The 12,965-nt window shown below is 51.9% G+C and carries 11 protein-coding genes; 3 read left to right on the top strand and 8 right to left on the bottom strand.

Annotated features, from left to right (window positions below; all coding sequences use genetic code 11):
* On the bottom strand, positions 1-739 hold a 739-nt coding region (locus AC2215_RS15710), incomplete at its 3' end, for a leucine-rich repeat domain-containing protein (protein WP_486810930.1).
* A gap of 76 nt (positions 740-815) precedes the next feature.
* Here AC2215_RS15710 and AC2215_RS15705 point away from each other — a divergent pair.
* The gene (locus tag AC2215_RS15705) at positions 816-3,473 is read left to right on the top strand and encodes a CHAT domain-containing protein (protein WP_486810929.1); all 2,658 of its coding nucleotides are present in this window, start codon (positions 816-818) and stop codon (positions 3,471-3,473) included.
* 186 nt (positions 3,474-3,659) lie between these two features.
* On the opposite strand, the gene AC2215_RS15700 is transcribed toward AC2215_RS15705, so the two are convergent.
* The 3 genes from AC2215_RS15700 to AC2215_RS15690 all read right to left on the bottom strand — a co-directional run bounded on the left by AC2215_RS15700 (position 3,660) and on the right by AC2215_RS15690 (position 8,028).
* Positions 3,660-5,870: a GumC family protein gene (locus AC2215_RS15700; RefSeq protein ID WP_486810928.1), complete on the bottom strand. Its 2,211-nt coding sequence runs from the start codon at positions 5,868-5,870 to the stop codon at positions 3,660-3,662.
* A gap of 169 nt (positions 5,871-6,039) precedes the next feature.
* On the bottom strand, positions 6,040-6,786 hold the full coding sequence (locus tag AC2215_RS15695) for a sulfotransferase domain-containing protein (protein ID WP_486810927.1): 747 nt from the start codon (positions 6,784-6,786) through the stop codon (positions 6,040-6,042).
* A gap of 72 nt (positions 6,787-6,858) precedes the next feature.
* Positions 6,859-8,028 (bottom strand): cysteine desulfurase family protein, encoded by a 1,170-nt coding sequence (locus tag AC2215_RS15690; protein ID WP_486810936.1) that lies wholly within the window; start codon positions 8,026-8,028, stop codon positions 6,859-6,861.
* Positions 8,029-8,633: 605 nt separating this feature from the next.
* Here AC2215_RS15690 and AC2215_RS15685 point away from each other — a divergent pair.
* Positions 8,634-9,026, top strand: coding sequence for a nuclease A inhibitor family protein (locus AC2215_RS15685; protein ID WP_486810926.1), 393 nt, complete (start codon positions 8,634-8,636; stop codon positions 9,024-9,026).
* A gap of 260 nt (positions 9,027-9,286) precedes the next feature.
* On the opposite strand, the gene AC2215_RS15680 is transcribed toward AC2215_RS15685, so the two are convergent.
* Positions 9,287-9,457, bottom strand: coding sequence for a hypothetical protein (locus AC2215_RS15680; RefSeq protein ID WP_486810925.1), 171 nt, complete (start codon positions 9,455-9,457; stop codon positions 9,287-9,289).
* A 36-nt stretch (positions 9,458-9,493) separates the two neighbouring features.
* Entirely contained in the window at positions 9,494-9,634 is a 141-nt protein-coding gene (locus AC2215_RS15675) for a hypothetical protein (RefSeq protein ID WP_486810924.1), read from the bottom strand.
* 186 nt (positions 9,635-9,820) lie between these two features.
* Between AC2215_RS15675 and clpS the strand changes: the two genes are divergently transcribed.
* Complete coding sequence (gene clpS / locus AC2215_RS15670; protein ID WP_486810923.1) at positions 9,821-10,147, top strand: ATP-dependent Clp protease adapter ClpS; 327 nt, start codon at positions 9,821-9,823, stop codon at positions 10,145-10,147.
* 215 nt (positions 10,148-10,362) lie between these two features.
* On the opposite strand, the gene AC2215_RS15665 is transcribed toward clpS, so the two are convergent.
* Entirely contained in the window at positions 10,363-10,965 is a 603-nt protein-coding gene (locus tag AC2215_RS15665; RefSeq protein WP_486810922.1) for a DUF4291 domain-containing protein, read from the bottom strand.
* Positions 10,966-10,977: 12 nt separating this feature from the next.
* Positions 10,978-12,132, bottom strand: coding sequence for a UDP-sulfoquinovose synthase (locus AC2215_RS15660; protein WP_486810921.1), 1,155 nt, complete (start codon positions 12,130-12,132; stop codon positions 10,978-10,980).
* Positions 12,133-12,965 lie beyond the last annotated feature (833 nt).

The following is a 12,965-nucleotide window of genomic DNA, read 5'->3' as shown; positions in this document are numbered from 1 at the left end:
TTAGAGAAGACAGGGCAGATACATCGACGATTTGATTTTCACCGAGGTCAAGCCAGGTCAGATTGGTTAGAGAAGACAGGGCAGATACATCGGCGATTTGATTGCCACCGAGGTCAAGCTCGGTCAAATTCTCCAAAGACACAAGGGGAGACACATCGGCGATTGGATTGCCACTGAGGTCAAGCCAGGTCAGATTGGTTAGAGAATACAGGGCAGATACATCGACGATTTGATTTTCACCGAGGTCAAGCCAGGTCAGATTGGTTAGAGAAGACAGGGCAGATACATCGGCGATTTGATTGCCACCGAGGTCAAGCACCGTCAAATTCTCCAAAGAAGACAGGACAAATACATCGGTGATTTGATTGCCACTGAGGTCAAGCCAGGTCAGATTGGTTAGAGAAGACAGGGAAGATACATCGGCGATTTGATTGCCACCGAGGTCAAGCTCGGTCAAATTCTCCAAAGACACAAGGGGAGACACATCGGCGATTGGATTGCCACTGAGGTCAAGCTCGGTCAAATTCGTCAACCGTTCGTCAGCAATTTGACAATCGAGGGTTTCAACCTCCTCTAGCACCTCTTCCACTGTATGCCGAGCTGCCTCGGTCAATCGATCTCGATTCTCGCACCACCCGGCAAAGCGATCGAACTCCTGAACCTGGGCGAGACCTTTTTCATTTCCAAGGGTCAGGGCAAAAATCAGACCCAATGCGATAAATCTACCGTACTGTTTCATTTTTTCGTCAATTGTATCTGTCGCGTGTGGATGGGCTGAGTTTTCCTTAAAATTGGCTTACAGCTTTAATGGTGTTATGTCCATCGAAAAACAGCTCTCGAATGCGAAGCGGTGGAGCGTTTTATTCCTCGCGAGTTGGCTTTTGGTACTGTTGCTGGGGCTTTGGATTCCAGCAGCTCTACCGCAAGCAGCCACCATCACTATAGATCGAGGCATCGAGCTATACCATGCGGGAGATTGGCGAGGGGCGATCGAACTGTGGGAAACAGCCGCCTCCCAAAGCCCAACGGAATCGGTGGAGTTGTTCAAATACCTGGCTCGCGCTTACCAGCAGATCGGTCAAGTCGATGGCGCCCTAGCCTACTTCGATCGCGCCATCGATCGCTACCGTGCCACTGGGGAATCGATGGAACTCGGGCGCATCCTCACGGAACAAGCTCAAGCCTATAGCAGTTTGGGTCAGCACCAACGGGCGATCGCCATGTTGTGCGGTTCTGTGGAGTCCGATGGCAACTGCCAAGCCGATAGTGCCGTGGGGATCGCCCGCGCTTCTAGGGACGAGTGGGGTATGGCTGCGGCGATGGGGAGTTTGGGCAACGCCTATCGGTTACAAGGGATGTATCCGAGGGCCCTCGAATCTTTAGAGATGAGTTTGACCGTGGCGCGGCGCATCGAAGCCCCATCCTACATCCTCGCGGCTCTGAATAGTTTGGGGAACGTTTACGCCAGTTTGGCCAAACGAGATTATCGTTACGCCCAATTTGCCAGCCAAGCCAAGGACGAGGTGGCTTTTCAAACCTTTGAGGACAATGCCCGAGGGTACGATCGCGCGGCGGTGCAATATTTTGAAGAGGCGATCGATTTGTCCGTTGCCCAGAATAACCCGTCAGCCCAAGTGCGATCGCAGCTCAACTCGACGATCTCCCGGCTGCGAACGGCAACCCCCCAAACCGCCATCGAAGTCCGTCAAATCCTCGATCGTACCCAAACGGCCCTCAACAACCTCCCCGATTCTCGCGAAAAAGCCTACGCAGTGATTAAGCTGGCGAGTTTTCTGCAACTCGTGTCAGAGAATTCGACTTCCTTCGAGACCCGCTCGATTTCTGCACCCACCTCCCAATGTCTCGATGGGTCTGTTCCGCCGGAGGTCATCGCTCTTCTGGAAACGGCGATCTCCATCGCCCGCCATATTGAAGATCGGCAAGCAGAATCCTTTGCCCTGGGTCGGTTGGGTCGCGTTTACGAATGTCAGGGAAAGGTCGATCTCGCCTTGGGGTTGACGCACCAAGCCCAACTCTACGCCCTCACTCCCGATAGCTTGTATTTGTGGGAATGGCAGGCCGGTCGCCTGTTGCAAAAGAGAGGACAACCCGTAGAGGCGATCGCCGCTTACGAGCGATCGATTGCTTCCCTAAAAGGGATTCGCGGGGATATGGCGCGATCGAGCCGAGAGTTTCAACTCGACTTTCGCGATACTGTCGAACCGGTGTACCGACAGTTGACGGCATTAAGATTGTCTCGGGCGACCAGTACGACCCCAGAAGCCGAGAGACAAGCCAATTTAGAAGCAGCCGTGAATACCCTCGACGAGTTGAGATTGGCCGAACTGCAAGATTATTTGGGGGACGAGTGCGAAATTCTCGAGCGAACCCCAGGGACGCTCCCTCTGGACGAGCGAACCGCCTTAGTCAGTTCGATGATTTTTGCCGATCGAATTGCGATCGTTTTAACCCGACCCGATGGGGAGGGTGGTTTTCGCTGGCAGCTGCATTGGATTCCGGTTCCCCGTCAGGAGGCAATCGACATCATCAACGATTTTCGCCTCAAGCTCGAAAAACGCTCCGATCGCACCCATGGCTATCGAGAACGGGCCGAGCAGTTGTACGATTGGCTCATTCGTCCTTTTGAAGCAGACTTAGAGACCGCTGGCGTGACGACGTTGGTGTTTTTGCACGATGGCATCTTCCGCAGCGTTCCCATGGCTGCATTATACGACGGAGAGCAATTTGCCATCGAACGGTACGCCATCGGCAACGCACCCACCCTCGCCCTAGAATCTTTCGCTCCGTTAGATACGGAAAACCTGCAAATTTTGGCATTTGGTTTAACCGAAGCCTCGGCGATCGAACCGCAAATATTCTTCCCCCCCCTGAGCAACGTCCAATCGGAAATCGAACGCTTGGAACAAACGGTTCCAGGGAGTAAGGGATTGCTCGACCGAGAATTTACGCCCGAACGCCTGCAACAAGAACTCGACGAGCAGGCATACCCGGTCTTGCACCTAGCCACTCACGCTCAATTTGGCTTCGATTCTCGCAAGACCTTTTTAGTCACTGGCGAAGTCACGTTAGAAAATGGGCAAGCCTATAACGAACCCCTGACCCTCAATCGCCTTTACCGACTGATCGAGAGTACCCAAAATCGAGATCGACCCTTGGAATTGCTCACCCTCACTGCCTGCGAAACGGCAGCCGGGAGCGATCGCGATGCCTTGGGAATTGCCGGAGTTGCCCTGCAAGCCGGGGCCCGCAGCGCCCTAGCAACGTTGTGGCAAGTGGACGATCGCGCCACCGCCGAAACTATCGTTCGATTTTACCAACACTTGCAAGCGGGTCACAGCAAAGCTGAAGCCCTGCAAGCCACCCAAAAAGACTGGCTCGCAGAACATCGCGGGGGACGATACAGCCATCCCGGTTATTGGGCACCATTTATTTCGATCGGGAATTGGCTTTGAGGCAATGGACAATGGACAATGGACAATTGGTTCGTTATTACGCTCCCGAAGCTCCCCCCTGCCGCCAAAAAGGGCGTTAGCGAAGCCATGCCGAAGGCTATAGCATTTGGATTTGTTAGATTTCGTTTCATTCATAATTTATCGCCCAAATGCTTTGCCCCTACAGCCCCCGCTCCATCGTGGATATCACCGCCGTCCGCTGGGGACTTCTGCTTTCGGGTAAGCTTCGGGATACTCGGATTGCGGGTAGGATGGGTTCGGTTGTGATGAGGTTGAGCCGTTGAGAGCGAGATCTTCTTCCCTGTAGGCTTCAAAGACCTGCGGGGGCAGTTGAACGGGAATTTCCGCATCGTTGATGATGGCTCCGAGAAATTCGATTTCTTCGGTTTCTTCGAGTAGTTCGATATTCTCCGCCAACTGGCTGGATTGCGTTTCTCCCGGTCGCGTCACTAGGATCGCACCATCGGTATGGGGTTCGAGTAACAACGCATCGTTGCATCGTCTCAAAGACGGGGCATCGAGAACGATAAAATCGAACCGAGCGCGAGCATCTTTGAGGAGCTGCCGCATTTCGCTCGACTCCAGAATCGCCGCTGCGTGTTGTTGGGGGCCGGCACTGGGGACGATATAGAGGTTTTCCACATCCGGAACCAGACGAGTGCAGTCAAGCTGACCGTAGTAGCGTTGGGGTTCGACGGCTAAGGTGGGATCGGGAGCCACTTTGAGGGCAGTTGCGTGAGAGGGCGATCGCAAATCCGCCTCCACTAGCAATGTGCGCTTACCGGCACGAGCTGAGGCGATCGCCAAATTATAGGCACTAAAGGTTTTACCCTCTCGCGCGCCCGCACTGGTCATCAAGACCATCTTCGGCGGTTGTTCCCCCAACCGGCGCAAGTTACTGCGCAGGCGCTCGTAAAATTCTAAATAGGGAGAGTGAGGTTCGATCGCCACCGGCATGGCTTCGGTTTCCATACTCAGGGGATACAACGTCGGAATCGTTCCCAAAATCGGTACGTCCTGTTCCTGAAGGGCGCCGCGCACTTCCTCGACAGTGTAGTAGCGACCTTCGAGGGCCGAGAGCAGGTAAATGACCGCCGCACCGCCGACGAGTCCCACGCCGCTACCAATCGCCAGTAACAGCACCATATTTTGGGGTGGAGTCGTTTCTGTATCGACGCTCACATTTCCGGCATTCAAGCTACTCACGGTTTCGGCTTTAGCGGTTTCGGCATCCACCAGTCGAGCTTGAAGTTGGTCGTAGAGGGCACTTTTGAGGGCGACTTGTTTGGCGAGGCGCTCCCGTTCCATTTGCTTGTTGGGAATATTGACGAATTCCTCGGTGAGTTGTTGCTCGTTCTCTCGGGAGGAAGCGATGCGTTGGAGGATGGCTTCCCGGCGGGTCTGCAGGCCGACGAGTTCTTGGGCCAAGGTTTGGCGAGCCGGATCGAGGCTGCTACCGGCACGAATGCGATCGCTACTGGGAATGGCAGCGGTGATGCCATCACCGCCGATCACTTCTCGATCTCGCTGAATTAACTGCTGCTCCAACGCTCTGAGCTGACGATTCAACTCTTGCATTCGGGGGTGTTCGACGCGGAAATTCTCGCTTTCGATGGCGATTTGATTTTCGAGTTGGTAAATCTGGACGATTAACTGAGCGATGAGGGGATCGGCGCTGCGAGCGAGTGCGGCGTAAGCTTCCGACGCGCTAAGTCCCAAACGATCTTCCAAGCTGCGAATTTGGGCATCGACGGCATCGAGATTGAGTTGGAGTTGCCGTTGTTGCTGCTGGCTGCCGGCAATCTGTCCCACGAGGTTACCGTCAATGGCGATCGTTACCGCGGCCCCTTCGAGCTTCTCAAATTGAACCAGGTCTTGTTCGGCGGCTTCGAGTTCTGCCTTCACTTCCGGCAGTCGCTCGTTGAGGGCATCGGTAATCGATTGCACCCGGCGAGTATTAACAAAGCGACTTTTCTCCACCATGCCTTCGACCAGAAGTTGCGCCACCTTTTCGGCACGCTCTGGGGTGGAGTCTCGATACCCAACCCGATAGAGGGGTGGCTCTCCTTCAATGGGAAGGGTAACCCAAGCCCCTGCCTTAATGCGATCTGGAGAAAGTTTCACCTGCTCGGCGGCGATTTTAATAATATTATTGTCGAGTAAAAAGTCTTTGGTGAGAATGCTCGCCCCCGTGGCTTGAACTTCACCCCCGGTGGATGTGAGAGTTGCCGGGTAACGATTGAGGGTTAACACGCTACGACCGACATAGGTTGGCGGCGGCGGATCTTGCAAACCAAAAGCTCCCGCTCCAACCACCGATAGGACCAAAAACGCCAATCCAGCGACTTTGTACTTGCCAAAAGCGATGAGATAACGTTTGACGATGGAGGGAGCCATAACCTAAAAAATCTCGAGAGACCTCTTCTATCTTAAGCGAAGGAGGTGGGGGGAGAAAGGGGAGAAAGGGGAGCAGGGGAAGAAAGGGGAGCAGGGGAAGAAAGGGGAGACAGATACGCTTTGCGATCTTGGGCAAAAAATGACGATTGTTTCGCAATCTATTTCGATATTATTCCCAGTTAAAATTTTGTTTTAAATACTCAGATAGCTGTTTGTTGGGATTCTTGAAATAGTCATTTAACTGTTGTTTAACTAAATTTATTGTTGGGGGATAGCTGCCGGAATTATAGCTGGGATATGTGGGTAAATCGATCTCCGGTAATTTTAAAAAGTCGAGAACTCGCGCTAACGTTTTCTTAGGATTTACGTATAAATCTTCTGTTTTAAGAATCAAAAATTGCTCTGGGGGGAAATAGGTTTGCCATCGTTGCAGTTGTTCGAGATAGCATCCCCGAGACAGATAGGTATAGTGCTGGTGATTGTAGCTGTAGTAAGCCGGATCGGTACTGAGTTTTTCGACTTCCCCATGCAAGCGTTGCGGTTCGCAGGCGATCGCCTCTTCTAGAGACAGGTTCTCGAATCCGAGTTTCACTTCGTGGTAGTACTGAGAGATCGCCCGTTCGACTGGATTTCGCAGCAGAACGATTAACTTAATCTCTCGAAAGTGTCGGTAAACGCGGGCGGGAACTTGGGGATGGAAAAGATAGTAGGGACTTGCCTCGCCAGCGATCGAATCGGGTCGATCCGATGGTGGAAAGCAAGCGTCGTACCAAGCCAATCCCCGCTCGTAATTGAGATCGAAAAAATGTACCTCTTTATGGGGAACGGTGACGATTTGCGGGTGTTCGGCAAGATAGCAGTACAACGAGGTCGTCCCGCACTTTTGTGCCCCAATAATCAAAAAATCTGGCATCATTTCAAATTTGAAACACTCCTCACGCTGTAACAGCGTACGACACGCTTTCTCCCCTTCTCCGCGTCCGGAGCTTCATCTTCTCTCCCTCGTCCGACGCAACGCCTGAATCGTTTCCATCGTCCCCACTGCCACGCGATCGATTTCTTCAGCCGTGGTGAAACGCCCCAACCCAAATCGCAGGGAAGCGTACGCGAGAGGTTCGGGCAAACCGAGGGCTGCGAGGACGTGGGATGGCTCAATTTTGGCAGAGGTGCACGCAGAACCCGAAGATAGGGCAACGATCGACTGCAATCCTAACAATAGCGCTTGACCGTCTACGCCTTCTACGCTGATATTCAAATTCCCCGGTAGCCGCTTTTCGGGATGTCCGTTGAGATAAACCCCGTTCAACTCCGATAGCAGTTGCCACAAATGCTGTCGCAACTGCGTCAACCGTTTCCCTTCGGCTTCCATTTCTTCAACACCCAATTCTAGCGCCTTGGCAAACCCGACTATTTGGGGGGGATAGAGGGTTCCCGATCGCATTCCCCGTTCGTGTCCGCCACCGTGGAGTTGGGCCGCCAGTTTAACTCTCGGGTTGCGGCGACGCACGTACAGCGCCCCGATGCCCTTGGGACCGTATACTTTGTGGGCGGTGAGAGACATCAAATCGATCGCCATTTCCCCCACATCCAGGGGAATTTTGCCGATGGCTTGGGCGGCATCGGTATGGAAGAGAATCTGACGCTCTCGGCACATCGCCCCGATTTCGGCGATCGGTTGCAACACTCCAATCTCGTTATTGGCTGCCATCACCGACACCAAAATCGTATCGGGACGCATCGCCGCATCGAGTTTGTCTAAATCCAGTAATCCGTCAGCCCCTACGGGCAAAATCGTCACCTCAAACCCCAAAGACTGGAGATACTGCAGGGGATCGAGGACCGCATTGTGTTCCGTAGCAACAGTAACGATATGTCGTCCTTTGCTGAAATAGGCTTCGGCAACCCCCTTGAGAGCGAGGTTATTGGCTTCCGTGGCACCACTGGTAAAGATAATTTCCTCCGGACCCGCACCAATGGCTGTTGCCAGGGTTTGCCGCGCCTGTTTGACGGCGGCTTCCGCCTCCCAGCCGTACTGGTGGTTGATACTCGCCGGGTTGCCGAAGTGCTGGGTAAAATACGGCAGCATCGCGGTCAAGACTCGTTCGTCGAGGGGAGTGGTGGCGTGGCAGTCGAGGTAGATAGGACGGCGATCGGACATAGCTTTGGGCAGTGATCCCGTTGTGGGTGTGTCGAGGAACTGTCGGTCTATCATAACGTTAGTTCGAGATCGGGGAATGGGGAATGGGGGGAAGAATTCGGAATTCGGAGTTCGGAGTTCGGAATTAAGAGAAGGGGGAATGGGCATTGGTGAGGCGGTTTTGCTTATGTGGCATTTGTGGGGTGACCGGTGGAGTATCGGTTGAGGGTCACGGTGGCTTAATGACACTCAATCTGGGGCTTGACAAACGAGGGATTTTCTTAACCATTCACCAATGACGCGGTGTGCGCTCTTTTTGCACTCGAAAGGATGGTGAGCGAGTCGAAAAATCCCCCTTTTCCCCTTCCCCCCGTGCGAGAGGATTTTGGAGAATTAAGTTGCACATGGCGTCAATGGGGAATGGGGATCGGAATTTGTGAGGTGGGCAGTTTTTCGTGAGAGGATGTCACTTTGATACTGGATCTCGAAGAACCCACTCCAACTCTCGATCGGGCGCAAAGTTTTGAGTTGGGAAAAACACGAACTTGAAAAAGTCACCTATAATTAGCCCTGGCATAGAAGATCGCCAAGCCAATGATTCGGGCAATGGATGGATGGGGGTAGTTATGAAAGATAAAGTTTTACTCGAACGACTTCGAGAAGCCACTCAGGGATTGCTGTGGCATAGCGAGTCGGACTATCCCTTTGAAATATTTTTGTGGCCGGGGGGTCGCCTCACCCTAGAAGAACTCATCGAACGCACCGGATACACGACCGATACTATCGAAATTCTCCAACTCGATCGCTTTTTCGATCGAGCAATTTCCCCGCAAGATTGGCACGATGATGATGAAGCCCGAGAAGTCAAACAATATCAAAATTTAGTCGCCGTACTTCAAGAAACCCTCGACGATTTAGTTGTCTTTCGGCTGGGGAAAATTGAAATTGCGATTTATATTGTCGGTACGACATCTGAAGGGAATCTTGCGGGAATTTCGACTACAGCGATCGAAACTTAGCTGTCTCGTCAGGCACGGCTTTGGACAATGTCCTGAGAGGATGGGGTGTGGATTTTTCAGTGACAATCTTGGGTTGTCAAACTCCAGATTGAGTGTCATCAATCGAGCGAAGATCTAGATCTCGAAGGTTTGGACTGACCGAGGGACACTCAGCTCCCCCAGACGAAAACTTAACCTGGATCGTTCGCGAAAACTATTCCCCATTCCCCTTGACAAATAGCACACAAGCAAAACCGATCGCTGATGGGTCGAATCCTCGGTTATCGCGTTCCTACACCAGGATAATCGGAGGGTTCGCCGGGAGGAGGCACGAACATGGGGTAGATCGATCGCAGTGTAGAAATCGCCTCGACAGCATTAGCCGGTAGCATCCAGGTCACGAGAACGATACCCAATAGGGTTCTAGCCAGTTGCTTGAGATTGAATGTCATCGGATGAGGAGATAGACGAAGTTGCGCATCTAAGCTTCAGCACGATTGTCCGACGCGAACTTTTGCGATCGGACGAGGGGGATTCGACCAATATTGCAACAGGCGATTTTCGCAATGCGCGCCCCGTAGCAATTGGTTTTTCTTGGAAGGTACGGGAGAAACTTGAGTAGAATTCATCGTCGAGCACCCTGGTGTAGTCGTTGTGCTTAGCTCTACAGATACATACGTCTGAGCCAGAGAACTTATGCACTTTGTGCTAATTCGTCTGTCAATTTGGCTTCCTCGCCAGACGAAACCCGTTACACTAGGAAAGAAGATTTTCCAAACTCTACAAGCGTCCCACTCCTGAAAGCAAACCGTGTTATGGCTACTCTATTTGCAACAGTCATTCGCGCTGCCTCGACGACTCCTACGGTAACACCCGATCGGTCGAGCCAAGTCATCCGCAAACCCTACCCGAACTACAAAATCATCGTCCTCAACGACGATTTCAATACCTTCGAGCACGTAGCCAAATGTTTGATGAAATACATTCCAGGGATGAGCGGCGATCTCGCTTGGGAGTTAACGAACCAAGTTCATTTTGAAGGACAGGCGATCGTCTGGACGGGTCCCCAAGAACAAGCTGAACTGTACCACATGCAACTGAGTCGCGAGGGGTTGACAATGGCACCGTTGGAGAAGGCTTGAAAGTGAATAGAGAATGGACAATGGACGAATGGCACTGACATAAGCACAAATCGGTGGCTAAAATCCTTGCCGTTCCGTACTCACTCAGTAGCAACTCAGTCTTAATTTAGTGCCATTCGACAATGGACAATTAACAACGAAAATCGATCGAGTCACAGATTTTCTTCTCCCGTGTCTCCCCATTCGGAATTACGCACTTCCGAACGCCCTATTCTCTAAAATGCAGGATAAACAGATTCAGAGGGAGTGTGTAGTGAGTGCCAATCCCCCACTCGCACGAATTCGTATTGCTGGCGAACGAATTCAGAAATATCCTCGATTTCAAGAATCCAATCTTTGGCGTAACGTGCGAGCATTTCACCGCGTAATCCCAACTGAATCGCACGTCGTTCTAATTTCGAGCCATTGGGGTGATGGTCTGGGTCCCATTGCAGGCGTACGGACGATGCTTTCACGGCACGCTGCCAATGCTCGCGAGTGGAGTACAACTGCGGAGCAAAACTCGACGGCACGGCGGTGGCTAAAATCTCATCAAAAGCCGACCTGCACAACCGAACGGCTAAAATGACTTCCTGTCCGGCTTTGGTTCCCCAACCAGAACGATACATCATCCACAAAAAGTTGGGTTTAATCCAACTCATGCGCGTGAGGCGAAATTCTCCGCCAAAATAACCGTGTGAGGCGGCAAAATGACCGATTGCCGGACGATAGGCTTGGTAGACAACAATCGACTCCTCGTCGAACTGAGCGAGGATGTGACGACCGACTTTGGGCCATCGACGAACCTGAGCGAGATAGGGTTCCGTTGCCAACCTCACGACGACACCAACTTATTTCCGCCGCCAGGACACTTTGGGGAGAATTTGGTCTTTGTCCACCCGCTGCTTGTACTTAATGGCAAAGTTGAGTAGCGAATCGATTAGAGAATCCGACAGATAGTGCGGCTGCAATCCCAAATCTAAGAGATTGGTGTTCTTGGCATTGAAGTAGTGATTTTCGAGTTCGACTCTCGGATTTTCTAGATTCTGGATTTCCACCTTCAATCCCATATCGGTTCCGGCTTTGCGCACCATCTCGGCTAAGTCCGCCACGCCAAACATTTCGGTAAACTGGTTGAAGACGCGGAATTGGCCCGGTTCTGCCGGATTGGCGATCGCCAACTCAACGCAGCGTACCGTATCCCGAATATCGAGCAGACCGCGCGTCTGACCGCCTTTGCCGTACACCGTGAGGGGATGACCGATGGCTGCCTGGATACAGAAGCGATTGAGTGCGGTGCCGAAAATACCATCGTAGTCGAGGCGGTTGATGAGCATCTCGTCCATTCCCGTCTCTTCAGTGAGCACGCCGTAGACGATTCCCTGGTTCAAATCCGTGGCTCGCAAACCCCAAATTTTGCAGGCAAACTGGATATTATGGCTGTCGTGAACTTTGGAGAGGTGATAGAAGCTTCCCGGTTGTTTGGGATAGGGTAGGGTATCTTTGCGCCCGTTATGCTCGATGGTGATGTAGCCTTCTTCAATATCGATATTGGGGGTTCCGTACTCACCCATGGTTCCCAGCTTGACGAGATGGCAGTCGGGAAAATCTTGCTGGAGGACGTAGAGCAAATTCAGCGTCCCGATGACGTTATTTGCTTGAGTCAAAACCGCGTGTTCGCGATCGATCATTGAAAAAGGTGCGGAACGCTGTTCCCCAAAATGAACCACAGCTTGAGGTTCAAACTGATGCATTGCCGAGTGAAGAAAGGCGTAATCGTTGATATCGCCAACGAACAAATCGATGGATTTTCCCGTTAGATCGCGCCAGCGTCGAATGCGTTGCTGAATCGGTGCAATGGGTGTTAGCGTTTCGATGCACAACTGTTGGTCCCAATGGCGGCGTACCAGACTATCGAGGATACCCACTTCGTATCCGTGATTGGAGAGGTAGAGCGCAGTTGCCCAGCCGCAGTAACCATCACCACCAATAACTAGAACTTTCATTTTGCTAAACTTTAATACCGATACTCGCTAAATCTACCAGGTTTAGCGTCCGTTTTGAAAAATTTTCGGGTGAGGGAACCGTATAGATGAAGGCTATCTGTAATATTCACACGAACATAACCCGGGTAACATTTATCGGAGTCGTTAACGTCGATTCGAGATCGGACAGTTTTTGATGAGGGTGGGGAATACCGGAACACCGGAGTTGGCGATCGCAATCGCCCCGATACCGCACAAATTTCCCCCAGTTGTTCGAGAAATTCCAACACATTAAATCCCAATACATTTCTTGCCCTCGATCTCGCCTTCTGGAGTCTCAGGTATCCCGAACCCGAACTGACATTGGTTACGATCTCGAAATTCATCGGTCGTCGGTTGGGTTAGCTCGATTTCCATCAACTTCTCTTTTCGAGTGCGATCGCTGGTATTGTATTCTTCATTGGGATCTCCAAGGTCAGATTGCTTCTCTCATCTCCCTGGCTTGGATTCGTTAAAATAGGGTGCTAGACCGAGAAATTCTTGGGAGTCACGCTCTACTCCTGGCACATCGAATCGATCGCTGTGTCTTTCCCTCGATTGACCTATGTTGGGTGTCAGAGCTGTGAATTGCTACGAACAAAAGAGAAACGAACAAAATTGACTCGATCTTGTTTGCTTGTTTGACAGCGTGCCTATTTTTCGAGATTTGCCCGATCGAGGTTTGTTTTCTTGGGATTGACTGACACAAAGTAGCTTAGGACGAATTCAATTGCGATCGTATTTTTGCGGAAGAGATCGCCATCCCAAATATTCCACCTTTTGGCTAAATTTGATTTGAGAACCTGCCAGTTCAA

It is taken from the genome of Zarconia sp. (assembly GCF_057467645.1).
The sequence above is the reverse complement of the archived record's forward strand: the minus strand, read 5'-3'. Positions and strand labels throughout refer to the sequence as shown.

Coding starts and splice junctions, on each gene's coding strand:
- AC2215_RS15695 (WP_486810927.1), bottom strand. CDS start 6,786: ATGATGCCAGATTTTTTGATTATTGGGGCACAAAAGTGCGGGACGACC.
- AC2215_RS15675 (WP_486810924.1), bottom strand. CDS start 9,634: ATGAATTCTACTCAAGTTTCTCCCGTACCTTCCAAGAAAAACCAATTG.
- AC2215_RS15680 (WP_486810925.1), bottom strand. CDS start 9,457: ATGACATTCAATCTCAAGCAACTGGCTAGAACCCTATTGGGTATCGTT.
- AC2215_RS15685 (WP_486810926.1), top strand. CDS start 8,634: ATGAAAGATAAAGTTTTACTCGAACGACTTCGAGAAGCCACTCAGGGA.
- AC2215_RS15700 (WP_486810928.1), bottom strand. CDS start 5,870: ATGGCTCCCTCCATCGTCAAACGTTATCTCATCGCTTTTGGCAAGTAC.
- AC2215_RS15705 (WP_486810929.1), top strand. CDS start 816: ATGTCCATCGAAAAACAGCTCTCGAATGCGAAGCGGTGGAGCGTTTTA.
- AC2215_RS15660 (WP_486810921.1), bottom strand. CDS start 12,132: ATGAAAGTTCTAGTTATTGGTGGTGATGGTTACTGCGGCTGGGCAACT.
- clpS (WP_486810923.1), top strand. CDS start 9,821: ATGGCTACTCTATTTGCAACAGTCATTCGCGCTGCCTCGACGACTCCT.
- AC2215_RS15690 (WP_486810936.1), bottom strand. CDS start 8,028: ATGTCCGATCGCCGTCCTATCTACCTCGACTGCCACGCCACCACTCCC.